This is a genomic window from Microbacterium sp. (assembly GCF_031180975.1).
In the GTDB taxonomy this organism is placed as follows: domain Bacteria; phylum Actinomycetota; class Actinomycetes; order Actinomycetales; family Microbacteriaceae; genus Microbacterium.
In genome coordinates this window covers 1-24773 of record NZ_JAPSLI010000011.1, presented here as the reverse complement: position 1 = coordinate 24773, position 24773 = coordinate 1, and the positions used below count along the sequence as shown (strand labels likewise).

Below are 24773 nucleotides of genomic sequence, written 5' to 3'. Positions count from 1 at the left end.
GCCATGTGCGGCATCGTCGGAATGGTCGGCAACGGCCCGGTCAACCAGGACGTCTACGACGCGCTCCTGCTGCTCCAGCACCGCGGACAGGATGCCACCGGCATCGCCACCGCGGAGCCCAACGGCGTCATGCACATGGCGAAGGCCTCGGGCATGGTGCGCGAGGCGTTCCGCACGCGCGACATGCGTTCGCTGCTCGGCAGCGTCGGTCTGGGGCACGTGCGGTACGCCACGAAGGGCACCGCCTCCAGCGAGGAGGAGATGCAGCCGTTCTACGTGAACGCGCCCTACGGCATCATCCTGGTGCACAACGGCAACCTCACGAACACGCGCGAGCTGACCGCCGACATGGCGCAGCGTGACCGTCGCCACCTGAACTCGTCCAGCGACACCGAACTGCTGCTGAACGTGCTCGCCAATGAACTGCAGACCTCCACGTCGACGGTCGACCTCGACCCCGAGCGCATCTTCGAAGCGGTGGCCCGCACGCATCAGCGGGTGGAGGGCGCATACGCGGTCATCGCGATCATCGCCGGATACGGCCTGCTGGCGTTCCGCGACCCCTTCGGCATCCGTCCCCTCATCCTCGGCCGCCGCCCCGCGGCGGAGGCCGGTGGTAACGACGAGTGGGTCGTCACCAGTGAGTCGCTGGTGCTCGAGAACGCCGACTACGACATCGTGCGCGAGGTCGCCCCGGGTGAGGCGGTCTTCATCACCAACGACGGCGAGCTGTTCACCCAGCAGTGCGCCGAGCAGACCCGGCTCACCCCGTGCGCGTTCGAGTACGTGTACCTTGCCCGCCCCGACTCGGTGATGAACGGCGTGTCCGTCTACGAGTCCCGGTTGCGCATGGGCGAGCGGCTGGCCGACACCATCGCCAAGCACGTGCCGCTCGAGGAGATCGACGTCGTCATGCCGATCCCCGACTCGTCGCGTCCGTCGGCGATGGAGGTCGCCCGCAAGCTCGGCGTCGAGTACCGCGAGGGCTTCTACAAGAACCGCTACGTCGGCCGGACGTTCATCATGCCGGGCCAGGCGGTGCGCAAGAAGAGCGTGCGGCAGAAGCTGAACGCGATGTCGGCCGAGTTCAAGGGCAAGAACGTGCTGCTCATCGATGATTCCATCGTGCGCGGCACCACCAGCAAGCAGATCATCCAGATGGCCCGCGACGCCGGAGCCAAGTCGGTGATCTTCGCCTCGGCGGCGCCGCCGGTGCGGCATCCGCACGTCTACGGCATCAACATGCCGTCCCGTCACGAGCTGGTCGCCCACGGCCGCACCATCCCCGAGATCGCCGAGGAGCTCGGCTGCGACCGCATCGTCTACCAGGAGGTTGAGGACCTCAAGGCCGCGATCATCGAGGGCTCGGAGCTCACCGACCTCGACATGAGCTGCTTCGACGGTCGGTACGTCACGGGCACCGTCACCGACGAGTACCTGGAGTGGGTGGAGAGGTCGCAGTCCTCGTGACGCGCCCCGGGTCGTTGGGCGCGCCGTGACCGGGTCCCTGAGCCTGTCGAAGGGCCCCGACCCGCTGTGGCGGGGACGCGCCCTCGCCGTGCTCGGCATCCTGCTCTGCGCGTTCTCGCTGCGGTCGGCGGTGGCGTCGCTGTCGCCGGTGATCGACCACATCGCCGCCGACTTCCCGCTGTCCTCCGCCGTGCTGGGGATCATCGGCACCCTGCCGCCGGTGTGCTTCGCGCTGTTCGGACTGCTGACGCCTATTCTCGAGCAGCGTCTCGGTGTGGAGCGGTTGACGGTGGTCGCGCTCGTCGCGATCGCCGCCGGCCTGCTGCTGCGCGGTGTCGCGGGCGAGTCTCTCGGCCTGCTGGCCGCGACGGCGCTGGTGTTCGCCGGGGTCGGCATGGGAAACATCCTGCTGCCGCCGCTGGTGAAGAAGTACTTCCCCGACCGCCTCGGGCTGATGATGACGCTGTACACCACCGCGATGGCGGTGTCGACGTTCGTCCCGCCGCTGATCGCCGTGCCGGTGGCGGATGCCGCGGGCTGGCGCTTCTCGTTGGCGATGTGGGGTGCGTTCGCCGTCGCGGGCATCGTCCCGTGGCTGCTCATGCTCGCCCGATCGAAGGACGCCACTGCTCCGCCGCCCGAGTCGGCGGACGGTGTCGACGGCACGGAGAACCTGCCGGCGAGCGGCGCGGACTTCTCCGTCACCGGCCCGATCGCCACGTCGCCCGCGAACCGCTCGCGGTTCGCGCGGCTGGCCCGCATCCCGCTGGCGTGGGCGCTGGCCATGACGTTCGGCACATCCGCGACCATGGCGTACGTCGCGTTCGCGTGGCTTCCGGCCATTGTCATGGACGTGTCGGGGGTGACGCCGGCGGCGGCCGGGCTGCTGCTGTCGCTGTTCGCGTTCATCGGCCTGCCCGCCTCGATGGTCGTCCCCATGCTCGTGGTGCGCTTCCAGGCGACGCGGCCGCTGTTCCTCGTCGGCACCGTCGGAGGGGGCACCGGCATCCTCGGCCTGTTGTTCGCGCCGGACCCGGCGATCGTGTGGCTGTGGGTCGTGCTCTACGGCCTGGTCGGCCTGCTCTTCCCGCTGTCGCTGGTGCTGATCAGCATCCGCGCCCGCACGTCGGAGAGCGCGGTGCTGCTGTCCAGCTTCGTGCAGAGCGTCGGTTACACCATGGCCGCCGTCTTCCCTTTCCTCGTCGGGGTGCTGCACGACGCCGCCGAGGGCTGGACGCTGCCGCTGATCGTCATCGTCGTCGTGCTCGTCGCCGCCATCCCCGCCGGCATGATGTCGGGCCGGCGGGTCACCGTCGAGCAGGAGTGGGAGCGCCGCCACGGGAAGTGGTGAGCGGTGCCGCTCCTCGGCAGGGCTGCGCCCTCCCTCGTCGAGACCAGATGTCGGACACGCCAAAGACCGACGCCCGGGGTGAGCGTGTGCTCGCCACCGGGGCGTCGGTCATTCAGTCCATCGGACGATCAGGCTCGTTCGAGTTCGTCCTCGTCCTCGTCGGCGTACTCGTCGGCCCAGCGGTCGACGTACTGGTCTTCGTCGCCCTTCGGATGCGCGAGCTCGCGCTCCAGCGCCGAATAGTTCACCGACGGACTGTATGCCTTGAGTTCGCGGGCGATCTTCGTGTGCTTCGCCTTCTGACGGCCACGGCCCATGAGCGAGACCCCCTTTTACGAGTTCAGCAGCGGGCTGTGCGGGGCCCGATGATATTCACGGCACCGGCTCGGGGCCGGTAAGAGTAGCATTCAGGATAGCACGCACGCCAGACGCCTCGGCCGTCCGAGGCCTGTGAGGGGGAACGATCGCCATGACAGATTCCGCGCCCGCAGCATCCGACGAGGCCCGCCAGAACGCGGCCCTGCAGAAGGCCGTCATCGCCGGTGTCCAGCCCGGTCAGCCGCCCCACGTCCTCGACGAGGCACTGAAGTACGCGAAGCTCCTGAACGTTCCCCTCGTCGTCGTGCACGTCGACGTCACCCGTTTCGTGACGTACGAGGACCCCGACGGATACATGCATTCCGCCCCCATCGACCTGAACCTCGAAGCCGGTGCCGCCGAGTTCGAGGAGGTGCAGCGGACCGCCGAGAAGCACCTCGCGAATGCCGGGATCACGTGGACCGCCCGCCAGTTGGTCGGCGACCCGGCCCTCGCGATCAAGCAACTCGCCGAGAAGCTCGACGCCCAGCTGATCGTGATCGGCACCCGCAAGCGCGGGATCGGCGAGTCGATCCGCGAGTTCTTCACGGGATCGGTCGCCGCCCGCCTGGCGCACCGTCAGCACCGCTCGATCCTGGTGGTCCCGCAGGGCGAGTCGATCCCGGACGACCAGAAGGATCCCTGGGCGGAGTGAGGCGGCCGCTCGGGCGGTCGGGGGATCTTCCCTTCGCTCGCAGAGCGGAGCCCTCCGTGCTTCGCGCGGCGCCTCCCGATGCTCGCTGCGGCAAGAGCCCCCTCCCTCGCGTCCGAGGGGGTGGTGCTACGGGGTGATGGCCCGGGTGACGGCGCGCGCGGCGGCATCCAGGGCGTTCTCGAGATCGGCCACCACCGACTCCGGCAGCACCCCGCCCCGCGCCACGTGTGTGCGCAGGTCGGCGCGCACCCGCGCCCGGAAGGCGTTGATCGACGCGTCGGCGCGATGCAGGTTCTCCCGGCTGGTGGCCCGCTCGTCGCTGGGTGCGGACGCGGACGGCCGCGGCGAGGCCCCGGCCTTCTCCGCGCGCGCGGCGGCGGCCAGGTCGGCGCGGAGACTCTTCATCGCCTCCTGCACGCTCTGACGCACCTCGTTCGCGATCAGCCGCACCGAGTCGGCCAGCCCCTCCTCGATGCCCGCCAGGTCGCCCTGCCGCGACTCGAGCTCGGCGCGTCCGGCATCCGTGATCGAGTAGATGGTGGTGCGGCCGTCCACCGTCTTGGTGACGAGCCCCTCTTCCTCCAGCTTGGCGAGCCGGGGGTAGATGGTGCCGGCGCTCGGCGTGTAGGTGCCGCCGGTGCGGTCGGTGAGCGCCTGGATGATGCCGTATCCGTGCTGCGGCGCTTCGCCGAGCAGCGAGAGCAGGTAAAGCCGCAGGTCGCCGTGCGAGAAGACAGCGGGGCTCATGATTCCCACTCCGCGTCATCGGCGGCCGACACTCGGGTGCGCCGCAGGACGGTGATGCCGCCGGACACCGAATTGGCGCGCACGTCGACGAAGCTGCCGGCGAGCTCGCCGGTCTGACCGCTGTAGTTGCTGGGGCCGCCGCTGGAGCGCTCGACGCCGTCGACCAGCAGCTTGCCGCTCATGCTGCGCAGCACGTAGTTGGCAGGAAGCGACTCGTCGAGCCGGATCGTGGAGGTGCCCGCGACCGTGTTGAGGTTGATGGTGTTGACGTCGCCGAGCGCGTCGACCAGCACCGATCCGGAGACGGTGTCGATGGTGGCCTTGCGCAGCGATCCGGTCACCGCGACGTCGCCGGACACGCTGTTCGCCGACACCGAGCCCACCAGGCCGCGCACCTGCACGTCGCCGGACACGGAGTTCAGCGACAGGTCGCCCACGATGTTGTCGGCGATGAGGTCACCCGAGACGGTGTTCAGCTTGACGTCGTTGCGGATGCCGGACACGAGCGCCCCGGCACTGACCACGCCGAGCGTGAGCGCGATGCCGCGCGGCACGGCGATGCTGACCTCGGCCTTGGGGCCACCGGCGCCGAAGTTGCGGAACACCTCGAGGAAGTTGTCCCAGCCGATCTGGGGGTGGTCGATCTCGACCTGGGTGCCGTCGGATTCCACACGGAGGTCCTTGATGGTGACACCGTGCACCTCGATGCGGATGCCGGGTTCGTCGTGCGCCACGACGTCGACCTGCCCGCCGACGAGGCCGACCTTGAGCCGCGACGCGGAGGCGATGTCGATGACGCGTTCCTCGCCGGGGGCGATGAGCCACTTCTCGGTCATGTCTGTTCTCTCCTGTTCCGCGACAACGAGATATATCGCGTTGGTCTGAGGGTAACACGATATATCGCGTGTGTGTCAAGGCCCCCGCCGTTCGCTGGCTCGGAGATGTGCGCTTCGCGCGGACGGCATCCGTGCATTCGGCCCGAGCGAAGCCCACAAATCCGAGCGAAGCGCACCCCGCCGGCGACGACGCGCGACTCAGCTCAGCGGCGGCGTGTGCCAGATGCGGTCGATGTAGTCGCGGATCGACCGGTCGGAGGAGAAGAACCCGCAGCGCGCCACGTTCAGGATGGCGGAGTGCGTCCAGGCGTCCCGATCGGCGTAGGCGGCATCCACCCGCTCCTGCGCTGCGATGTACGCGCCGTAGTCGGCGAGCACCATGAAGCGGTCCTCGTCGAGGAGGTTCGACACCACGGGCGCGAACACCGACGCGTCGCCGCCCGAGAAGGCGCCGGACCCGATCAGGTCGATGGCGCGGCGCAGACCCTCATCGGACTCGTAGCAGTCGCGCGGCCGATATCCGCGGGCGGCGAGCTCGGCGACCTGCGGCTCGCTCATGCCGAACAGGAAGAAGTTCTCGTCGCCGACGAGCTCGCGGATCTCGACATTCGCACCGTCGTCGGTGCCGATCGTGAGCGCGCCGTTCAGGGCGAACTTCATGTTGCCGGTGCCGGAAGCCTCCTTGCCGGCGAGGGAGATCTGCTCGGAGAGGTCGGCCGCCGGGATCACCCGCTCCGCCAGCGTGACGTTGTAGTTCGGCGGGAACAGCACCGTCAGCCGCCCCTCCAGTCGCTCGTCGGTGTTGAGCGTCGCCGCCACCGCGTTGATGAGATGGATGACCCGCTTCGCCATCGCGTAGCCGGGGGCCGCCTTGGCGCCGAAGATCACCGTCCGAGGGGTCAGAGCGGATGCCGGGACGCGCCCCGACACCACTCCGTCGTACGCGGTCACGACGTGCAGCACCTTCAGCATCTGCCGCTTGTACTCGTGCAGGCGCTTGACCATGACGTCGAGCAGGTGCCCTTCGCCGGCGGCGATGCCGTCGCGGGCGCGCAGCACCGCGTTCATCCGGTTCTTGTTCTCGGCCTTCACAGTGGCGAACGCCGCGCGGAAGTCCGCGTCGTCGGCGAACGGTTCGAGCTCGCGGAGCCGCTCCAGGTCGGTGACCCAGCCGTCTCCGATCGCCGCCGTGATGAGGTCGGACAGTCCGGGGTTCGCCAGGCGCACGAAGCGCCGCGGGGTGACGCCGTTCGTGACGTTGGTGAACTTGTCCGGCTCGAGCTCGGCGAAGTCGGGCAGCACCTTGTCGCGCAGCAGTTGCGAGTGCAGCTCAGCCACCCCGTTCACCTTCGCTCCGGCCACGGTTGCGAGATACGCCATCCGGACCGACCGCTCCGGCGACTCGGCGATGATCGACATCCGCCGCAGCCGCTCCTCGTCGTCGCCGAATCGTTCGCGCACCTCGTCGAGGAACTCCGCGTTGATCCGGTAGATGATCTCCAGGTGCCGGGGGAGCAGCCGCCCGAGCAGCTCGACCGGCCAGACCTCCAGCGCCTCGGGTAGCAGGGTGTGGCACGTGTAGGCGAAGCACTGCCGGGTGACACGCCAGGCGGCATCCCACTCCATCCCCTTCTCGTCGACCAGCACGCGCATGAACTCGGGCACGGCGATGACCGGGTGGGTGTCGTTCAGCTGGAAGATGACCCGATCGGGCAGCCGCTCGAGGTCGTACCCGTCGGCGAGCATATGGTCGAGGAAGTCGTGGATGGACGCCGCGACGAAGAAGTACTGCTGCTGCAGCCGCAACTCCTTGCCCTGCGGGGTGGAGTCCTCGGGATAGAGCACCTTCGAGATGTTCTCGGCGAAGGTCTGTGCGCGCACCGCTTCGGCGTAGTCGCCGGCGTTGAAGATGCGCAGATCGAAGGCATCCGTCGCCACGGCGCTCCACAGCCGCAGGGTGTTCACGCGGCCGTTGTGATAGCCGGGCACCATGTGGTTGTACGGGATCGCACGCACGCTCCACGCGGGCACCCACCGGGTGCGGGTGATGCCGCCGTCGTCGTAGGTCTCGGTGTGTCCGCCGAACGACACGGTCTGGGCGTGCTCTGGGTGTGGGAACTCCCACGGCGAGCCGAGATCGAGCCAGGCGTCCGGCTGCTCCACCTGCTGCCCGTCGACGAACGTCTGCCGGAAGATGCCGTACTCGTAGCGGATGCCGTAGCCCACGTTCGGCACACCCAGGGTGGCGAGCGAGTCGACGAAGCAGGCGGCGAGACGCCCCAGCCCGCCGTTGCCGAGGCCGGGCTCGGTCTCGCACTCGCGCAGCTCGTCGAGGTCCAGGCCGCAGGCGGCCATCGCCTCGGTCGCGATCTCGGTGAGCTCCGAGGCGAGCAGGTTGTTGTCGAGCTGACGGCCGAGCAGGTACTCGGCGGAGAGGTAGCAGACGCCCTTCGACTGGGTCTGCCGCTGCCGGCGCAGATCCTCGAGCCAGCGCGGCATCAGGTAGTCGCGGACCGTGTAGGCGAGCGCGAGGTAGCGGTCGTTGGCGGTGGATGCCGACAGCGAGATGCCGCGTCGGAAGTTCAGGTTCCGCAGAAACTCGGCGATGAACCCGTCGACGCTGCGGTCGGGGGTGATCACCGGTGCGAGGGCGAGCGGGTGGGTCGCGGTGACGTCGTCGTACACGGTTCCGACCGTACCGGGACGGAGTGCCGTGCGTCGACAGATGACGGAGTGTAGGTCCCGCTTGACCTTGACGTGACGTCAACTTCTAGCGTGGACTCATCGACGAACGAAGGAGGGATGCCATGGACTGGTCGATCCAGGAGATCGCCAGGCTCGCCGGCACGACGAGCAGGACGCTGCGCCACTACGACGCCATCGGCCTGCTCAAGCCCTCGCGGATCGCCGCCAACGGCTACCGGCACTACGACCAGACCGCGCTGGTTCGCCTGCAGCGCATCCTGCTGCTGCGCGAGCTCGGACTGGGCCTGCCGCAGATCGCCGAGGTGCTCGACCCCCCGACAGGGAGTCGGGGGAGCGAAGCCTCCGCGCTGGAGACCCACCTCGCGTGGCTGCGCCAGGAGCAGGACCGGTTGCACCGGCAGATCGCGTCCGTCGAGAACACCATCAACGCATTGAAAGGAGGGGAGCCCCTCATGGCAGACAACATGTTCGACGGCTTCGACCACACCCAGTACAAGGAGGAGGTCGAGCAGCGCTGGGGCAAGAAGGCGTACGCCGACGGCGACCGCTGGTGGCGCGGGATGTCCGACGAGGAGCGCGCCGCCTGGCAGCAGCGCGCCTCCGACCTCGGCCGGGACTGGATCGCGGCCGCGGAGAGCGGCATCGACCCGGCATCCGATGAGGCGCAGGCGCTCGCCCGCCGCCACGTCGAGTGGCTGACCGGCATCCCCGGCACCCCAGCGGCAGGGAACGGCGACGTGAAGGGCTACGTCATCGGTCTGGGCGAGATGTACGTCGCCGACCCGCGCTTCGGCGCCAACTACGCCACGAGCGAGGGCGGCACGGCGGGTGCGGAGTTCGTCCGCGACGCACTGCGTGTCTACGCGGAGGCGAACCTGTAACCCGCCACGCCCGATCCGAAGGGGATCATCCGGAATGAAGGATGCTGTGACGGCATCCGATCCTGCATTTCGGGTGATCCCCTTCGAACTGCGCGTGCGCTGAACTCCGTGCCCACGGTGTTCACGCCCCGAGACGGATGGTGACGATGCCGATCGCCGCGGCGACCGCGGCGACGATCCCGGCCGCCCCCGGCCTCTCCTTGAACAGCAGCATTCCGATGACTCCCGCGGCGATGACCCCGGTCTCCCGCAACGCGGAGACGAGGGCCAGCGGCGCGGTGGCCTGCGCCCAGACCACGATGCCGTAGGCCAGCAACGACAGCACGCCCCCGAACGTCCCGAGAAGAAGGTGCCGGCGCACCGACGTGAGGAGCGCCGGCCTGTCGCGGCTGAGCAGGAGGCAGCACAGCGGGATCGAGACGCCTTGCAGCAGGAAGAGCCAGGCCGCGTAGCCCAGCGGCGAGCCGGAGAATCGTACCCCGACGCCGTCGATGAAGGAGTAGGCGGTCACGCACGCTGCGACGGCCAGCACCAGCAGCAGCCCGGTGCGCGAGTGTCGCTGTCGCCGGGCGAAGGCCAGCGTGAACAGGGCCGCCACGACGACCACCACGCCGACGGCCTGCATCGTCGACAGGTGCTCGTGCAGCACCGTCACGGCGAGGGTCGTGACCCCGAGCACGGCCAGCCCGCGCGTGAGGGGATAGGCGACGCTGAAGTCGGTGCGCGCGTACGCGGCGGTGAGCAGGATCAGGTAAGCCGTCTGCAGCGCCGCCGACGCCGCGAGGGCAGCCCACGACGCGGGTGCCGGAGACGGCAGCAGCACGCATCCGGCGGCGCCCGCGACGAGGTAGACCAGGCCGATCAGAGCGGATGACGCAAGGCGGTCCGGGATCGCCTTGGCGATCGCGTTCCACGTCCCGTGCATGATCGCCGAGGCGAGCACGGCGCTCAGGACGAGCGGCGTCATCCCGAGCGACCGCCGAGCGGCATGCCCACCAGAGTGTCGTCCGAGGGCAGGCCGAGCGCTTGCAGCACGTGCGGGAGCACGTCGGCGTGGTCGGCGACCGTGTCGGCAGGGGCGATGCCTGGCCCCGCCGCCGCCATCCACGCCAGACGCTCCTCGTCGCTGTCGCCGCCGTGGTGGCCCGCGTCGAGGTGTCCGTGGTCGGTGAGCACGATGATCGTCCAATCCTCGCGCTCGCGCGTCGGTCTGGCTTCGATGGCCGCGAGCAGCACCCCGAGCTGCTCGTCGCAGGTCTCCACCGCCTCGCGGTAACGCGGGGTTACGCCCTCGGTGTGGCCGACGATGTCGGGCAGCACGGCGTAGGCGAAGACCACGGCATGATCCCGATGGCGCAGTTCGCGCGCAACCCGGGACATCACCGCCTCGTCCATGGCCGCGACCAGGTCGAGGGGTCCGTCCTCCGCACCGGGCGGCAGGGCCGGCCGGTACCCGCCCCCGGCGAAGAGCGGCCCTCCGGAAGCATCCTCGACCAGCGGTGCCCAGGCCCCTGCGGCGAACGTCGTGGCCCCGGGAAGAGCGGCGCGCACTCTGGTCAGCACGTCGGGGTGCGCGGCGAATGCGTGGCCGCGGAAGTCGTTGTCGTGCACCCCGTGGCGGTCGCGGTACACGCCGGTCGCCATCGTCGACCACACCGGCCCGGAGATGGTGGGGTTCGCCTCGTGCACGCGCACCGTGGCGAAGAACCCGTTCGCGGCCACGCCGTCGAGGTGCGGGGTGTGCGCCGAGCGGACGACGTCGTCGCGCACGCCGTCCCACCCCATGATGAGCACGCGGGGGACACGGCGGGAGTGGCGGGGTTCGTCGCGCATCGCCCCAGGATAGCCACGCGCTGCACGAGCCCGCGGCCCGGGAAGCCGCACGCCGGTCGTCACCGCGCGCGCCGTGTGTTGCGTCGCGCTGGAGACATGGTCTACTCTCGCCGTGATCGGTTTGCTAATCGATTAACATCACCCTCGCACTGAGATCCAAAGGAGGATCGGGATGATTCGAAGCGGAAAGAGCCGCGCCGTGGCCGTCGCCGTCGTCGCGGTCGCGGCAGCAGCGCTCACCGCCTGCAGCGGCGGGCAGGGCGCCTCGGGCGGCAGCGCCGATGGGGGCCCGGTCACCATCACCTACGGCATGTGGGACCAGGACCAGAAGCCGACGATGGAGAAGATCGCCGCCGCGTTCGAGAAGACCCATCCCGACGTCGACGTGGAGATCCAGGTCACGCCGTACAAGGAGTACTTCACCAAACTGCAGACCTCGGTATCGGGCGGCTCCGCGCCGGACGTGTTCTGGATGAACGGGCCGAACTTCCAGCTCTACGCGTCGAACGGGGTCATCGCGCCGCTCGACGACGCCGGCATCGACGCCGCCGACTACCCCGATGGCCTGATCGACCTGTACACCTACGACGGCAAGCTCTACGGAGCCCCGAAGGACTTCGACACCATCGCCCTCTGGTACAACAAGGAGCTGTTCGACGCCGCGGGCGTGGACTACCCGAAGGCAGGGTGGACCTGGGACGATCTGAAGGCCGCCGCGGCGAAGCTCACCGACCCGGCCAAGGGTCAGTACGGCATCGCCGCCTCGCAGTTCGGCCAGGAGAACTACTACAACTCCATCGCGCAGGCCGGCGGCGAGGTCATCAACGCCGACGGTACGAAGACCGGCTACGACACGCCCGGGGCCCTCGCCGGCATCACGCTGTGGACCGACCTCATCGAAGCGGGGTCGTCGCCCACCGCCCAGCAGATGACCGACACCGGCCCCGAGGACATGTTCCTGTCCGGCAAGGTCGCGATGTTCCAGAACGGCTCGTGGACCGCGCACACCTACGCCGAGAACGCCGACATCGCCGACAAGGTCGACGTGGCTCCCCTGGCCGCCGGCAGCGCAGGCAACCAGAGCGTCATCCACGGTCTCGCGAACGTCGCCAACGCGAAGAGCGAGAACCTGGACGCCGCCAAGGAGTTCGCGGCGTTCGCGAGCGGCGACGAGGCGGCCGACATCATGGCGTCCGCCGGCACCGTGATCCCCGCGTTCAACGGCAAGCAGCAGGCGTGGGTCGATGCGCTGCCGCAGTACGACCTGCAGGTGTACATCGACGCCCTGGAGACGGCCGTGCCGTACCCGGTGTCGAAGAACACGTCGGCGTGGACCAGCATCGAGAGCGAGATCCTCTCCCAGGTGTGGGCGGGCAACGTCACCCCCGAGGCCGGACTGAAGGACCTCGCCGAGAAGATGCAGGCGGCTCTGGACGCCGAGCAGGAGTGATTCGATGAGCGACGTCGTCGCGCAGCGCGGGGAGGCGCGGACCGCGCCCCTCGCGCGGTCGGAGCGGATGCCGGAGGCGCAGCCCTCCGGCATCCGCCGCCGGCGGCGCACTCCCGGTTCGTCGCCGTGGTGGGCGCTGGTCTTCATCGGCCCCACCGCGCTGGGTTTGGCGGTGTTCTACCTGTGGCCGACGGTGCGCACACTGATCATCTCGTTCACCAAGTCCGGCCCGTTCGGCGGCTCGGAATGGGTCGGCGCGGCGAACTACGAGCGGCTGCTTCAGGACCCCGAGCTGATCGGGGCCCTCCGGAACACCGCGATCTACACCGTCATCGCGCTGATCGGCATCCCGATCGCGGTCGCCATCGCCGCGCTGCTGAACACCGCCGGCCTCAAGGGCCGCAGCGCCTACCGCACCCTCTACTTCGTCCCCGTCGTCACCATGCCGGCCGCCATCGCGCTGGTGTGGCGGATGATCTACAACGGCGACTACGGCATCCTCAACGTGGCGCTGGGCTGGGTTGGCGTCGACGGCCGCAGCTGGCTGACCGACCCGAGCACCGCGCTCGTCGCGATCGCCGTCGTGGGCATCTGGGCCGGTCTCGGCACGAACATCGTGATCTTCCTGGCCGGCCTGCAGGGCATCCCGGACACGATCATGGAGGCCGCCGACCTCGACGGCGCCGGACCTGTGCGCAAGTTCTTCTCGATCACCATCCCGCTGCTTTCGCCGTCGATCTTCTTCGTGAGCGTCATCAGCGTGATCGGCGCGCTGCAGGTGTTCGACCTGATCTACATGATGCTGGGGCGCAGCAATCCGGCCATGCCCAACACCCGCACCGTCGTCTATCTGTTCTACGAGGCGGGCTTTCTCGACAACGACCGCGGGTACGCCGCCGCGATCGCCTTCCTGCTGCTGGTCATCATCCTGGTGCTCACCGTCGTGCAGTTCCGGATGCAGAAGAAGTGGGTGCACTATGAGTGACCTCTCTCTCGACACCCGCGCCGTCGTCGGCGCCGCGCCGTCTCGGCGGGGCGCACCGGCGGGACGCAGCCCGAAGAACCGCGGGCTGTGGGTGGTGCACGTGGTGCTCATCGTCGGGGCCGTCCTGATGGTGTTCCCGTTCGTGTGGCAGCTGCTGACGTCGTTCAAGACCCTCAGCGATTCCGTCCAGGTGCCGCCGAGCCTGCTGCCCGATCCGTGGGTGTTCACCAACTACGCCAGGGTGTTCGAATCGATGCCGTTCGGGCAGATGTTCGCCAACTCGGTGCTGCTCACGATCGGCCGTACCGTCGGGCAGGTGCTGCTGTGCACGATGGCCGGCTACGCGTTCGCGCGTATCCCGTTCCCGGGCCGCAACGCCCTGTTCGTGCTGTTCCTGTCGGTGCTCATGGTGCCGTCGCAGCTGTACCTGCTCCCGCAGTACGAGATCGTCCAGTCGCTGGGCTGGCTGAACTCGCTGCAGGCCCTGATCGTGCCCGGCATCTTCAGCGCGTTCGGCACGTTCCTGATGCGCCAGTTCTTCATGTCGCTGCCCGCCGAGCTCGAGGAGGCGGCGCGCATCGACGGCGCGAACCCCTGGCAGACGTTCTGGCGCATCATGGTGCCGCTCGCAAAGCCTGGCATCATCGCTCTCGTGGTGTTCACCGTGCTGTGGTCGTGGAACGATCTGCTGTGGCCGCTGATCGTCACGACCGACCCCGAGAAGATGCCCCTCTCGGTCGGCCTGTCGCAGCTGGTCGGCCTGCACGGCACCGACTACCCGGTGCTGATGGCGGGCGCTCTGCTGGCGACGCTGCCGATGCTGGTGACGTTCATGATCCTGCAGCGGCAGTTCATCCAGGGCATCGCGTTCAGCGGGTCGAAGGGCTGACGGATGCCGCAGGACCCACACCCGGTTCGCCGACGCCCCACGCTCCGCATGGTCGCGGAGCGTGCCGGGGTGTCCACCGCGACGGTGTCGTACGTGTTCTCGGGGCGCGCGGGAGCGGCATCCGGCTCGGGCGTGGCCGAGGCCACAGCGGCCAGGGTGCTTGCTGCGGCGGAGGAGCTCAACTACCGCCCGAACCGTGCGGCCCGCGCCATCCGCACCGGGCGCAGCGGCATGATCCAACTGTCGCTGCACATGTTGAGCGATCCCTGGTCGCTCGCGGTGGCGGATGCCGTGAACGACGAGGCCAACCGGCACGGCCTGACGACGCTCATCCTCGCGGACGGCGACTGGCACGCCGCGCTGGACCGGGTGGAGAGCGACGTCGCGTATCTCGACGCCATCGGGACCGATTCGGACGGCGAGGAGAAGCTGCGTGATCTCGTCGAGCGGGGCCAGCGCCTCGTCGTCTTCTCCGAGACGCTCGAGCCGGACGGGTTCGACGTGATCCGCTCCGATGCGCTGCCCGGCTGCGTGCTAGCCATGGATCACCTGCTCGAGCGGCACACCGCGATCGGCTGCCTGACCGCCGAGGCGGCGGTGCGCCAGGCAGCGACCGAGACCACGCGCTACACGCCGTACCTCCAGCGGATGGCCGCCGGCGGACTCGAACCGGATCCGGCGTGGACCCAGACGTACAGCGAGACCCAGGCGAGCGCGTTCGCGGCGGCCGTGCGGCTGCTGTCCGGCGAGCGACGCCCCACCGCGATCTACGCGACGACCGACTTCGCCGCCATCGCCGCCATCAACGCCGCGCACATGCTGGGGCTGCGGGTGCCGTACGACGTCGCGGTGATCGGCGTGGGCAACACCCCGGACGCCCGCCTGATCGCGCCGACGCTCACCACCGTCGGTCCGACGGACTTCTATCGGCGCCAGGCGAAGATCATCGTCGACCGTGCGCTGGGCGCTGGAATCGCCGCCGGTCGCCGGCACGACTTTCCGTGGTCGCTGCTCCCCGGCGCATCCACGAACCTCGACGCCCCCGTCACCCGTACCCGGTGACGGCATCTCACCCTGCCTCAAAAGGAGCACTGTGGACCTCAGCATCGGCATCATCGGTTTCGGCGCGCGCGCTTCGCTGCGTCAGGAGGTGCACCGCCCTGGCGCCGGTTCGCGCGTCACAGCGGTGTGCGACCCCGCCGAGCGCGCCCGCGACGACGCCGGCCGCGAGCTGCCGGAGGCGCTCATCACCGAATCGCTGAACGAGCTGCTCGGGTCGGGTGTCGACGCCGTCATGGTCCTGACCCCCGATCACACCCACGCCGAGATCAGCATCCGCGCGCTCGAAGCGGGGGTCGCGGTGTTCTGCGAGAAGCCGCTCGCCATCGACCTCGCCGACGCCGATCGGATGCTGGAGACTGCGCGCCGCACCGGAAGCCGGCTGTACATCGGGCACAACATGCGCCACATGCCGGTCGTCACGCTGATGCGCCGCCTGATCCAGGAGGGGCGCATCGGCGAGGTGAAGGCGATCTGGTGCCGGCACTTCGTCGGGCACGGTGGCGACTACTACTTCAAGGACTGGCACGCCGACCGCACCCGCACCACGGGCCTGCTGCTGCAGAAGGGCGCGCACGACATCGACGTGATCCATTGGCTTGCCGGCGCCTACACGGAGAAGGTCGCGGCTATGGGGGAGCTCAGCGTGTACGGCGACATCCAGGACCGCCGCGACCGCACCGGGGAGCGGATGCCTGATTGGTTCAGCGTCGACAACTGGCCGCCGACGTCGCTCACCGGGCTGCACCCGACGATCGACGTCGAGGACGTCTCGATGGTCAACATGCGCCTCGCGGGCGGCATCCTCGCCTCCTACCAGCAGTGCCACTTCACGCCCGACTATTGGCGCAACTACACCGTCATCGGCACAGAAGGCCGCATCGAGAACTTCGGCGACACCTCGGGCGGCGTCGTCAAGCTGTGGAACCGGCGCCACCGCGGGTACGGCGAGGCGGACGAGACCTTCCCAATCGAGTCGGAGCCGGATGCCGGGCACGACGGCGCGGACGCGCTGCTGGTGGCGGAGTTCCTGCGGTTCGTCCGCCACGGCGGGATCACCGAGACCTCGCCGGTCGCCGCGAGAGAGGCCGTGGCCGCCGGGATCCTCGCCACCCAGTCGCTCCGCGGCGACGGGTCTGCCATCGACGTGCCACCGCTCGATCCCGAGCTGGTCGCCTACTTCGAGCGCGGGCAGACGGCTCCTGCGGAGGCGAACCGGTGACCCGTCACGCCCGCTCCGAAGCGGATCGCCCGGAATGAAGGATGCTGTGACGGCATCCGCTCCTGCATTTCGGGTGATCCCCTTCGAACTGCGCGGGCGCTGAAGCGCGGGATAGTCTGGCAGCACGATGAGCATCACGCGCCGCACTCTGCTCGTCGGCACCGGGGTGGGTGCCGTCGCGGTCCTGCTTGCGGCGTGCACCGACGACCCGAAGCCGGCGCCCACGACCTCGTCCCCCGCACCGAGACCTTCGACCTCGGCGGAGGGTGTGCCGGCCCCGGAGGCGTGGATGCGCAGCCGCTGGGCGGTCGACCCGTACGCGTACGGGGCGATGAGCTACCTCCCCGTCGGGGCGATGCCCGCCCTGCGCGAGGCGCTCATCGAACCCGTTGAGGACCGGGTGTTCTTCGCCGGTGAGGCCACCGATCCCGAGCGCCCGGGGACGGTGCTCGGCGCGTTCGACTCCGGCCGTCGCGCGGCCGCAGCCCTCCTGGATGTCGCCGGCTCGGGGGAGCGGATCGCCGTGATCGGTGCCGGCGCCGCCGGCGCGGTCGCCGCGCGTGTGCTCGCCGACGCCGGGCACACCGTGACTGTGCTGGAGGCGCGCGAGCGCCTCGGCGGACGTATCCACTCGGTGGTCGACGACGCCTGGCCGCTGCCCGTGCAACTCGGCGCCTGGCTGAGCGCGGAGGGCGATGCCGCCGCGATCCGGGAACGCCTGCGCGCCCTCGGGCTCGACGAGATCCGCTTCGACGCCGCGACCGGCTGGTCGGAGGAGGGCGCGGTCGCCACGGTCGACGGCGCGCGGCTGCAGGAGGCGATCGCCCGCGCCCAGGAGCAACCCGCCGACGTCGCCCTCACCGACGCGCTCGAGGAGGACGGGGCGGATGCCGACGACCCGGCGCTCGCGGCCGCACTCGCCTGGCTCGAGGCGATCACCGGGGCGGACGCCACGCGCGCCTCGTCCTGGTACCCGCCGGCCTTCCCGGGTGAAGCGCTCATCGGCGCGAACGGCGACATGGCCGCTCTCATCGAGGAGACCACCGAGGATCTCGACATCACCCTCGCCACCACGGTGGTGCGGATCGCGTACGACGACCGGGGCGTGAGCCTGCGGCTCGGCACGGGCGAGGCGCTCTCGTACGACCGGGTCATCGTGACCGCGCCGCTCGGGGTGCTGCAGCACGAGGGCATCCAGTTCTCCCCTCCGCTGCCGTTCTCGCACCGCGGAGCCATCGCCGAGCTGGCATCCGGCGCGGTGGAGTGCGTCTGGATGCGGTTCGAGGAGCAGTTCTGGGACACCGACGCCACCATCTGGCACGTCGTCGGCGGTGACGGGCTGATCCGCACGTGGCTGAACCTGCAGCCGGCCGTCGGGGAGCCCGTGCTGGTGGGTCTGGTCGGCGGCGCCGCCGCCGAGGAGTTCGCCGACCTGAACGACCGGGAGGCGCAGGCCGCCGCTCAGGCGTCGCTGGCGTTCTTCGCGGCCGACGAAGACTGAGCCCGCTCAGCCGCCCCCGTCATCCGGCACCGTCGGGTTGACCCGGCTGAGCACCACCAGCACGGTCGCGACCAGCGCGAAGATGACCAGGGCGATGCCGCACGTGGCGATCAGCTCGACGAGCCCCGACACCTGACGCAGGTCGAGGAAGTAGTACGGGTACCAGCCGATCAGCGAGCCGCGCCAGATCGTGAACAGCCCCCACAGCACCGGATACAGCAGCACGAACGGCACGATCCGCCACGACGCGGCCCGCCGGCCGGGGCCGATCACCCAGGCCACGATCGTCCACGCCGGCAGCACGAAATGCAGCACGACGTCCGACCACGGGACGGTGACCGGGATGCCGCGGATCCCGGCCTGCCAGACGATGAGCGCGAACGCCAGGCCGGCCGTGATCGTCCAGCTCAGCACGATCGCGCGGGCGGTGGTGAGCCAGGGCGGATCCTCCGCGGACCGCAGCGCGATGACCCCGGCGATCACGGCGAGCACCGTGAAGGCCACGTTCGACTGGATCGTCAGGTACGCGAAGAAGTTCTGGCTGGCCAGCGTCTGCGATCCGAGCCCCCAGATCAACCGGTGCGCGAGCGAGGCGGCGCACACGGCTGCCGTGAGCAGACGCGCCCAGCCGAAGGCCCTTCTCGTGATCACGCGCGGGTCGTCCTCCTGCTCGGGTCGGCGGGTCGTCCCTGCTGCGAGTCTACGGAACGGTCCTGCGAGGACCCGGCGCTAGAGTGGCCGCGTGACCCCGCTCCGCGTCCTGCTCGTCGCCGCCGGCGGGATGCTGGGGACCGCGGCCCGCCTGGGGCTGACGGTAACGGTTCCTGCCGGGCAGGTCGACTGGCCGGTGTTGACGGCCAACGTCGCCGGGGCGCTGCTGCTCGGCATCCTCACCGCTCGGATGCCGGCCGGCGACCTGCGCATCTTCCTCGGCACCGGGGTGCTGGGCGCCTTCACCACGTACAGCGCGCTCGCCGTCGGGTCCGTGACGCTGTGGCAGAGCGCGCCGCTGCTCGCTGCCGGGTACGCCGCGGGCAGCGTGCTGCTCGGCCTCGCCGCCGCCGCCCTCGGCCTGCGGATGGGCCGCCCGCGCCCCCGCGATGCGCGGAACGGGGCGCGATGACCCCGCTGGTGCTCCTCCTCGCCGCGGCCGCGGGCGGAGCCGGGGCCGCCGCGCGCTACGTCCTCGACGTGTGGATCGGACGGCTGGCCGGCACCCGGTTCCCATGGGGTGTGTTCGTGATCAACCTGACGGGGTCGTTCCTGCTCGGCCTGGTGATCGGCGCCCTGCCCACGGCGGCCGCGTTCGTGGTGGGCAGCGGCTTCCTGGGCGGTTACACGACGTTCAGTACGGCGATGGTCGACACCATCGCGCTGTGGCGGGACGGCGAGCGCCCGGCATCCGTCTTTCACGCCGGCGGGATGCTGGTGCTCGGCGTCCTCGCGGCGGCGGCCGGGCTCGTGCTCGGCGCCGCCCTCTGACGCGGCGGCGCTCCCAGCCGGCTCCGAGCATCCGGAATGTACAAAAGTACAGCACAGGGGGAGGGGAAATGACGGATGCCGTGCGCCGCCGCGTTCGCGACCCGCAGGCCCGCCGCCGGGACATCGTCGCCGCGGCTGCCGAGCTCATCGTCGAGGTGGGGGTGGATGCCGTCACCCATCGCATGATCGCTGCCCGGGCGGGAGTGCCACTGGGCGCCACCACGCAGTACTTCGCCACGCTCGACGAGCTGCGCGGGGAGGCCCTGCAGTCGCTCGCTGCCGACGTGGACGCCAGGATCGACGGCATCCGCACGGCTCTCGCCGAGCGCGGCGCGACGCCGGCCGTCCTGGCCGAACTGCTCGTGCAGGGGCTCGCCGATGCCCGCGCCGTGGACGCGGATCGCGCCGTCGTCACCGCCGCCGTGTACGACCCCGAACTGCGCAGCCTCGCCCGGCGCGGGTCCGAGCGGCTCGCCGACGCCCTCGCCGAGCGCTACGGGCGCTCGCGCGCGGTCGCGGCGGCCGTGTTCATCGACGGCATCCTCTGGCATGCCTGCATCAGCGACGACCCGCTCACCACCGAACTGATCGAGTCCGCCCTCGCCGGCATCCTCGGCGCCCCCACGACCACGAGCGACTGAAACGAGCACCCGTGTCGAAACTCGCCCTCCTCAGCCTCCACAATCGTGCGCTGATCGCCCTGATCACGATCGTGTTGGCCGTGTTCGGGGGCCTCGCTTTGACCAGCCTCAAGCAGGAGCTCATCCCGCCGCTGGAGCTGCCGACCCTGATGGTGATGAGCAACTACCCCGGAGCCTCGCCCGAGGTGGTCGAGAACGACGTGTCCACTCCCGTCGAGGAGGCGATCCAGGGCGTCCCAGGGCTGGAGTCCAGCAGCGCGACGAGCACCACGAACGCGTCGATCGTGCAGGGGATGTTCGCGTACGGCACCGACCTCGCCACCGCCGAACAGAAGATGCAGCAGGCGATCAACCGCATCGCGTCGCAGCTGCCGGAGGACGTGTCGCCGCAGGTGCTCGCGGTCTCGATCGACGACCTGCCCGTCATCCAGATCGCCGTGACCGGGTTCGACGACGCCGAGAGCGCGCAGAACGGTCTCGAGACGACCGTGATCCCCGAGCTGGAGGATGTCGACGGTGTGGACGCCGCCGACGTCGTGGGCGGCGTCGGCCAACGGGTGACCATCACGCCCTCGACCGGTGCGAACGGGGCGGACGGCTCTGGCGGATCGGGCGGGGCGCTGCCGCCCGGCGTCAGCGTCACCCAGGCCATCGAGCAGGCGCTGCGGCAGAACGGCGTGCTGCTTCCGGGCGGTGACATCACCGAAGGCGAGCGGACGCTCACCGTGCAGACGGGTGTGAAGATCGCCTCGGCCGAGGAGATCGCCGCACTGCCGCTGGTGGGGACGGATGCCGTGATCGGCGACGTCGCCACGGTCGTGCAGGAGCGCGACCCGGTGACCTCCCTCTCGCGGGTGGACGGACGGGACGCGCTGTCGATCGCGGTGACCAAGCTGCCCGCCGCGAACACCGTCGAGGTGTCGCGGGGCGTGCTCGCCGCCCTCGACGAGCTCTCCGAGGCGTTCCCGGACGCCGAATTCACCGTCATCTTCGACCAGGCGCCCTACATCGAGGAGTCCATCGACACGCTCGCCACCGAGGGCATGCTCGGGCTGGCGTTCGCGGTGATGGTCATCCTGGTGTTCCTGCTGTCGATCCGTTCGACGCTGGTCACGGCGATCTCCATCCCGACCAGCGTGCTGATCACGTTCATCGGGCTGCAGGCGTTCGGCTATTCGCTGAACATCCTCACCCTGGGCGCGCTGACCATCGCCATCGGCCGGGTGGTGGACGACTCCATCGTGGTGATCGAGAACATCAAGCGGCATTACGTCGAGGGCGCCGACAAGCGCGAGGCGATCCTGCTCGCGGTGCGGGAGGTGGCGGCCGCGATCACCGCGTCGACGATCACCACCGTGGCCGTGTTTCTGCCGATCGTGTTCGTCGGCGACATGGTCGGCGAGCTGTTCCGGCCGTTCGCGATGACGGTGACGATCGCGATGACGGCGTCGTTGCTGGTGGCGCTGACGATCGTGCCGGTGCTGGCCTACAGGTTCCTGCGCCCGGGGAAGCCGCTGGTCGACGAAGGGGGGCGCCGGATCGACCCTGAGGACCCGGTGGCTCCGCCCACCCCGCTGCAGCGCGCGTACCGGCCGATCCTGGGCTGGACGCTGCGGCATTCGGCGACCACCGTGGTGCTCGCAGTGCTGGTGCTCGCCGGCACGCTCGCGGCCGCGCCGCTGATGAAGATCAACTTCCTGGGCGACTCCGGGCAGGACACGATGACGGTCACGCAGGACCTCGGCCCGACCGCGAGCCTGCAGGCCAAGTCGGACGCCGCGAAAAAGGTCGAGGCTGGGCTGGACGGCGTCGACGGCATCCGGCACGTGCAGGCGTCGATCGGGTCCAGTGGGTCGGCGCTGCGCGACGCCTTCTCGGGCGGCGCGGGGGTGACGTACTCGATCCAGACGGACGACTCCGTGGATCAGGAGACGCTGCGCGCCTCGGTGCAGGACGCGCTGGACGACCTCGACGATGCCGGGGACGTCGCGGTGCGGGCATCCTCAGGCGGATTCTCGTCGAGCGACATCGAGGTGACGATCACCGCGCCGTCGGGCGATGCGCTGCAGCAGGCGACCGACGCCCTGGTCGACGAGCTGGAGGGGCGCGACGGGATCGGGGACGTGACCGACAACCTTGCCGCGTCGCTGCCGTACATCGCTGTGGTGGTCGACCGGGATGCCGCCGCGCAGCGCGGTCTGTCGGAGGTGGCGGTCGGCTCGATCGTGTCCGACGCCATGCGTCCGAAGCAGGTGGGCACCGTCGAGATCGACGACACCGCCCTGACCGTGTACCTCGCGAACCCGGAGCCGCCGACCACGGTGGCCGCGTTGCGCGACCTGGTCATCCCGACGCCCGCGGGTGCGGTGCGCCTGCAGGACGTCGCCGCCGTCGAGGAGCGTCAGGGGCCGACGTCGATCTCCACCGCGCAGGGGCGCCGCACGGCGACGGTGACGGTGCCGCCGGCATCCGACGATCTCGCGGTGGCGACCCGGTCGGTGAACGCTGCGCTCGCCGTGGTCGACCTGCCCGATGGGGCGCGTGCCGAGGTCGGAGGTGTCGCGGAGCAGCAGGCGGAGTCGTTCACGCAGCTCGGCATGGCCATGCTCGCCGCGATCCTGATCGTGTACGTCGTGATGGTCGCGACGTTCAAATCGCTGCGTCAGCCGCTGCTGCTGCTGGTGTCGGTGCCGTTCGCGGCCACCGGGGCGATCCTGCTGCAGATCGTGACCGGCGTGCCGCTGGGTGTGGCCTCGCTGATCGGCGTGCTGATGCTGATCGGCATCGTGGTGACCAACGCGATCGTGCTCGTCGACCTGGTGAACCAGTACCGCGCCAAGGGGCTGTCGACGCCGGAGGCCGTGATGGCGGGAGGGGAGAAGCGTCTGCGCCCGATCCTGATGACCGCGCTCGCGACGATCTTCGCGCTGGCTCCGATGGCGCTCGGGATCACCGGGCACGGCGGGTTCATCTCGCAGCCGCTGGCGATCGTGGTGATCGGCGGGCTGGTGTCGTCGACCGTGCTGACGCTGATCGTGCTTCCCACGCTGTACAACCTGGTGGAGGGGGCTCGGGAGCGGCGCCTGGCGCGGGCCGGTGGGCGGGGCATGCGTTCACAACTCAGGAAAAACCGCGGCCATGGGGTGCGGCGGCGGACTGAAGGGCCCGTTCCGCCCAGTTCTTCCTGAGAAGTGAACACCCGCCGCCGATCGCGGCGCGCGCGGGCTGGTCAGGAGAAGCGGATGCCCCAGTGCAGCGTCCACGTCTCGTCGGTGTCGAGCCGGCGCAGCCCGCGGCCGGAGTTGAACGCCTCGGCCGGCGCGGTCATCGGCTCGACGGCGACCGCGAGCCTCTGGCCCGGGTACTTCTCGGATGTGAACGCCTGCACGAAGTCGAAGCCCTCGCCCTGCTGCAGCGTGACCTTCCGCCCGTCCGGGGCGGTGAGGGTGGAGCGGACGAGCCCGTCCGGGTCGCGGTGCAGGGCCGAGTAGCAGGTGTCCAGCTGCACGTCGCCGATGCGGCGACCCTCGCGCAGGTCGGTGCCGGAGGCGACCGGGGACTCGCCCACCGGCAGCATGCGCTCGTCTGTCTCGAAGAAGGTCTCGGCCGGCACGGTGAGCACGAGTTCGCGCGGGTCGACGTCGCCGATGGTGAGGAACGGGTGGGTCCCCAGCGCCACCGGGGCCGCGGTGTCGGAGCGGTTGGTGAGGGTGTGCTCGACGTCGATGCCGTCGGCGGTGAGCGTGTAGCGCACGCGCGTCTCGACAAGGTACGGGTAGCCGGTCTGCGGCACGATGGCGGCCTCGAGCGTCACGGCGTCGTCGGTCTGCTCGGCGATCGCGTACGCCGTGTAGCGCAGCAGCCCGTGGCTGGCGTTGTGGAACTTCGGCTCGGAGATCGACAGCGCGCGCGTGGTGTCGCCGTCCTGCCACACGCCGTCGCGCACGCGGTTCGGCCACGGCACGAGCACCACCCCCGAGCACATCGGGGTGGGCTGGTCGTCGGGGTAGGGCGGGACGACGTCGACGCCGCCGACCGTCAGGTGTCGCAGGGACGCGCCGACCTGCGTGATCTGCGCGGTCACGTCGCCGCGCCGGAGGGGGATCTGGATGCCGGTGGGGGAGGCCATCCCGTCATCGTACGTCGGTGGCGCCCGCGCGCGCAGAGGTGCTCACCCGGTCGTCGAGCGAGCCGGTGTCCCGGTCGTTGAGCGAGGACTCGCGGAGCGCCCGAGACGAAACGCGTCGGCCCCGTTCTCGGTCGTTGAGCGAGCACCGCCGGAGGCGGAGCGAGACGAAACGCGCCAGCCCCTGCGGCTCGCCTTCCCCCGGTCGTTGAGCGAGCACCGCCGCAGGCGGAGCGAGACGAAACGCGCCGGGTTCAGAAGGGTGCGTCGATCTGTGGTGGTGGGGTGGCCCAGGCAGGTCGCGCCATGCTTGTTCGTGCGGCGGGGGTGGGTCGGTGTCGGTGAAGGTGACGGTGTTCTGCGCGGGTGGGCGGTCGATGTAGACCCGTCCGGTGGGGCTGGTCCATTCCAGCAGCCCGCCACCGAGCTGTGTGACGTGCCACGGGGAGTGATGTTTCAACACGTGGTGGCGTCGGCAGAGGGTGCCGAGGTTGGTTTCGTCGGTGGGGCCGCCGAGGGCGGCGTCGTGGGTGTGGTCGAGGTCGCTGTGCCGGGCGGGCATGCCGCAGCAGGTGAACCGGC

The 24773-nt window shown here is 70.0% G+C and carries 22 protein-coding genes and 1 pseudogene; 14 read left to right on the top strand and 9 right to left on the bottom strand.

The features are described 5' to 3' along the window. The first annotated feature begins 3 nt into the window (after positions 1-3). Together purF and RIF65_RS13740 are read left to right on the top strand one after the other, a co-directional pair. The gene (purF, locus tag RIF65_RS13745) at positions 4-1470 is read left to right on the top strand and encodes an amidophosphoribosyltransferase (RefSeq protein WP_309064793.1); all 1467 of its coding nucleotides are present in this window, start codon (positions 4-6) and stop codon (positions 1468-1470) included. Between the two features lie 25 nt (positions 1471-1495). Then, a complete protein-coding gene (locus tag RIF65_RS13740) occupies positions 1496-2821 on the top strand; it encodes an MFS transporter (protein ID WP_309064792.1) in 1326 nt (441 codons plus the stop codon). A 128-nt stretch (positions 2822-2949) separates the two neighbouring features. On the opposite strand, the gene RIF65_RS13735 is transcribed toward RIF65_RS13740, so the two are convergent. Next, a complete protein-coding gene (locus RIF65_RS13735; RefSeq protein ID WP_309064791.1) occupies positions 2950-3138 on the bottom strand; it encodes a DUF3073 domain-containing protein in 189 nt (62 codons plus the stop codon). A gap of 152 nt (positions 3139-3290) precedes the next feature. Between RIF65_RS13735 and RIF65_RS13730 the strand changes: the two genes are divergently transcribed. After that, entirely contained in the window at positions 3291-3833 is a 543-nt protein-coding gene (locus tag RIF65_RS13730; RefSeq protein ID WP_309064790.1) for a universal stress protein, read from the top strand. A 126-nt stretch (positions 3834-3959) separates the two neighbouring features. Here RIF65_RS13730 and RIF65_RS13725 read toward each other — a convergent pair whose 3' ends face one another. The 3 genes from RIF65_RS13725 to RIF65_RS13715 form a co-directional block, all read right to left on the bottom strand. Continuing rightward, complete coding sequence (locus tag RIF65_RS13725) at positions 3960-4580, bottom strand: PadR family transcriptional regulator (RefSeq protein ID WP_309064789.1); 621 nt, start codon at positions 4578-4580, stop codon at positions 3960-3962. After that, positions 4577-5416, bottom strand: a complete 840-nt coding sequence (locus RIF65_RS13720; RefSeq protein WP_309064788.1) for a DUF4097 family beta strand repeat-containing protein — start codon at positions 5414-5416, stop codon at positions 4577-4579. Before RIF65_RS13720 ends, RIF65_RS13725 begins: the two co-directional genes overlap by 4 nt. Positions 5417-5614: 198 nt before the next feature. Then, complete coding sequence (locus RIF65_RS13715) at positions 5615-8101, bottom strand: glycogen/starch/alpha-glucan phosphorylase (protein WP_309064787.1); 2487 nt, start codon at positions 8099-8101, stop codon at positions 5615-5617. 122 nt (positions 8102-8223) lie between these two features. On the opposite strand from RIF65_RS13715, the gene RIF65_RS13710 reads away from it, so the two are divergent. Then, positions 8224-9003 carry a MerR family transcriptional regulator gene (locus RIF65_RS13710; protein WP_309064786.1) on the top strand — a complete coding sequence of 260 codons (780 nt, stop codon included), beginning with the start codon at positions 8224-8226 and terminating at the stop codon, positions 9001-9003. Between the two features lie 121 nt (positions 9004-9124). Here RIF65_RS13710 and RIF65_RS13705 read toward each other — a convergent pair whose 3' ends face one another. Together RIF65_RS13705 and RIF65_RS13700 are read right to left on the bottom strand one after the other, a co-directional pair. After that, positions 9125-9970 (bottom strand): EamA family transporter, encoded by an 846-nt coding sequence (locus RIF65_RS13705; RefSeq protein ID WP_309064785.1) that lies wholly within the window; start codon positions 9968-9970, stop codon positions 9125-9127. Next, positions 9967-10836, bottom strand: coding sequence for an alkaline phosphatase family protein (locus RIF65_RS13700; RefSeq protein ID WP_309064784.1), 870 nt, complete (start codon positions 10834-10836; stop codon positions 9967-9969). The genes RIF65_RS13705 and RIF65_RS13700 overlap by 4 nt, the downstream gene beginning before the upstream one ends. Positions 10837-11008: 172 nt before the next feature. Between RIF65_RS13700 and RIF65_RS13695 the strand changes: the two genes are divergently transcribed. The 6 genes from RIF65_RS13695 (at position 11009) to RIF65_RS13670 (ending at position 17942) form a co-directional block, all read left to right on the top strand. Further along, on the top strand, positions 11009-12286 hold the full coding sequence (locus tag RIF65_RS13695) for an ABC transporter substrate-binding protein (protein ID WP_309064783.1): 1278 nt from the start codon (positions 11009-11011) through the stop codon (positions 12284-12286). Positions 12287-12290: 4 nt separating this feature from the next. Further along, on the top strand, positions 12291-13271 hold the full coding sequence (locus tag RIF65_RS13690; RefSeq protein ID WP_309064782.1) for a carbohydrate ABC transporter permease: 981 nt from the start codon (positions 12291-12293) through the stop codon (positions 13269-13271). Next, entirely contained in the window at positions 13264-14160 is an 897-nt protein-coding gene (locus RIF65_RS13685; protein ID WP_309064781.1) for a carbohydrate ABC transporter permease, read from the top strand. The genes RIF65_RS13690 and RIF65_RS13685 overlap by 8 nt, the downstream gene beginning before the upstream one ends. 3 nt (positions 14161-14163) lie before the next feature. Continuing rightward, positions 14164-15222, top strand: a complete 1059-nt coding sequence (locus RIF65_RS13680) for a LacI family DNA-binding transcriptional regulator (RefSeq protein WP_309064780.1) — start codon at positions 14164-14166, stop codon at positions 15220-15222. Positions 15223-15253: 31 nt separating this feature from the next. After that, positions 15254-16441, top strand: coding sequence for a Gfo/Idh/MocA family protein (locus tag RIF65_RS13675; RefSeq protein WP_309064779.1), 1188 nt, complete (start codon positions 15254-15256; stop codon positions 16439-16441). 127 nt (positions 16442-16568) lie between these two features. Then, positions 16569-17942, top strand: coding sequence for a flavin monoamine oxidase family protein (locus RIF65_RS13670; RefSeq protein WP_309064778.1), 1374 nt, complete (start codon positions 16569-16571; stop codon positions 17940-17942). A 6-nt stretch (positions 17943-17948) separates the two neighbouring features. Here RIF65_RS13670 and RIF65_RS13665 read toward each other — a convergent pair whose 3' ends face one another. Next, positions 17949-18593, bottom strand: a complete 645-nt coding sequence (locus tag RIF65_RS13665; protein ID WP_309064777.1) for a Pr6Pr family membrane protein — start codon at positions 18591-18593, stop codon at positions 17949-17951. 91 nt (positions 18594-18684) lie between these two features. Between RIF65_RS13665 and RIF65_RS13660 the strand changes: the two genes are divergently transcribed. The 4 genes from RIF65_RS13660 (at position 18685) to RIF65_RS13645 (ending at position 23253) form a co-directional block, all read left to right on the top strand. After that, positions 18685-19065 carry a fluoride efflux transporter FluC gene (locus tag RIF65_RS13660; protein WP_309064776.1) on the top strand — a complete coding sequence of 127 codons (381 nt, stop codon included), beginning with the start codon at positions 18685-18687 and terminating at the stop codon, positions 19063-19065. Next, positions 19062-19424 (top strand): fluoride efflux transporter FluC, encoded by a 363-nt coding sequence (locus RIF65_RS13655; protein WP_309064775.1) that lies wholly within the window; start codon positions 19062-19064, stop codon positions 19422-19424. The genes RIF65_RS13660 and RIF65_RS13655 overlap by 4 nt, the downstream gene beginning before the upstream one ends. A 68-nt stretch (positions 19425-19492) precedes the next feature. Then, positions 19493-20065 carry a TetR/AcrR family transcriptional regulator gene (locus tag RIF65_RS13650; protein WP_309064774.1) on the top strand — a complete coding sequence of 191 codons (573 nt, stop codon included), beginning with the start codon at positions 19493-19495 and terminating at the stop codon, positions 20063-20065. A gap of 11 nt (positions 20066-20076) precedes the next feature. Then, the gene (locus RIF65_RS13645; protein ID WP_309064773.1) at positions 20077-23253 is read left to right on the top strand and encodes an efflux RND transporter permease subunit; all 3177 of its coding nucleotides are present in this window, start codon (positions 20077-20079) and stop codon (positions 23251-23253) included. Between the two features lie 41 nt (positions 23254-23294). Here RIF65_RS13645 and RIF65_RS13640 read toward each other — a convergent pair whose 3' ends face one another. After that, positions 23295-24194 (bottom strand): aldose 1-epimerase family protein, encoded by a 900-nt coding sequence (locus tag RIF65_RS13640; protein WP_309064772.1) that lies wholly within the window; start codon positions 24192-24194, stop codon positions 23295-23297. A gap of 4 nt (positions 24195-24198) precedes the next feature. After that, a pseudogene (locus tag RIF65_RS13635) lies at positions 24199-24773 on the bottom strand (HNH endonuclease signature motif containing protein); the annotation flags it as partial.

Coding starts and splice junctions, on each gene's coding strand:
- purF (WP_309064793.1), top strand. CDS start 4: ATGTGCGGCATCGTCGGAATGGTCGGCAACGGCCCGGTCAACCAGGAC.
- RIF65_RS13735 (WP_309064791.1), bottom strand. CDS start 3,138: ATGGGCCGTGGCCGTCAGAAGGCGAAGCACACGAAGATCGCCCGCGAA.
- RIF65_RS13730 (WP_309064790.1), top strand. CDS start 3,291: ATGACAGATTCCGCGCCCGCAGCATCCGACGAGGCCCGCCAGAACGCG.
- RIF65_RS13725 (WP_309064789.1), bottom strand. CDS start 4,580: ATGAGCCCCGCTGTCTTCTCGCACGGCGACCTGCGGCTTTACCTGCTC.
- RIF65_RS13720 (WP_309064788.1), bottom strand. CDS start 5,416: ATGACCGAGAAGTGGCTCATCGCCCCCGGCGAGGAACGCGTCATCGAC.
- RIF65_RS13710 (WP_309064786.1), top strand. CDS start 8,224: ATGGACTGGTCGATCCAGGAGATCGCCAGGCTCGCCGGCACGACGAGC.
- RIF65_RS13705 (WP_309064785.1), bottom strand. CDS start 9,970: ATGACGCCGCTCGTCCTGAGCGCCGTGCTCGCCTCGGCGATCATGCAC.
- RIF65_RS13700 (WP_309064784.1), bottom strand. CDS start 10,836: ATGCGCGACGAACCCCGCCACTCCCGCCGTGTCCCCCGCGTGCTCATC.
- RIF65_RS13695 (WP_309064783.1), top strand. CDS start 11,009: ATGATTCGAAGCGGAAAGAGCCGCGCCGTGGCCGTCGCCGTCGTCGCG.
- RIF65_RS13690 (WP_309064782.1), top strand. CDS start 12,291: ATGAGCGACGTCGTCGCGCAGCGCGGGGAGGCGCGGACCGCGCCCCTC.
- RIF65_RS13685 (WP_309064781.1), top strand. CDS start 13,264: ATGAGTGACCTCTCTCTCGACACCCGCGCCGTCGTCGGCGCCGCGCCG.
- RIF65_RS13680 (WP_309064780.1), top strand. CDS start 14,164: ATGCCGCAGGACCCACACCCGGTTCGCCGACGCCCCACGCTCCGCATG.
- RIF65_RS13670 (WP_309064778.1), top strand. CDS start 16,569: ATGAGCATCACGCGCCGCACTCTGCTCGTCGGCACCGGGGTGGGTGCC.
- RIF65_RS13655 (WP_309064775.1), top strand. CDS start 19,062: ATGACCCCGCTGGTGCTCCTCCTCGCCGCGGCCGCGGGCGGAGCCGGG.
- RIF65_RS13650 (WP_309064774.1), top strand. CDS start 19,493: ATGACGGATGCCGTGCGCCGCCGCGTTCGCGACCCGCAGGCCCGCCGC.
- RIF65_RS13640 (WP_309064772.1), bottom strand. CDS start 24,194: ATGGCCTCCCCCACCGGCATCCAGATCCCCCTCCGGCGCGGCGACGTG.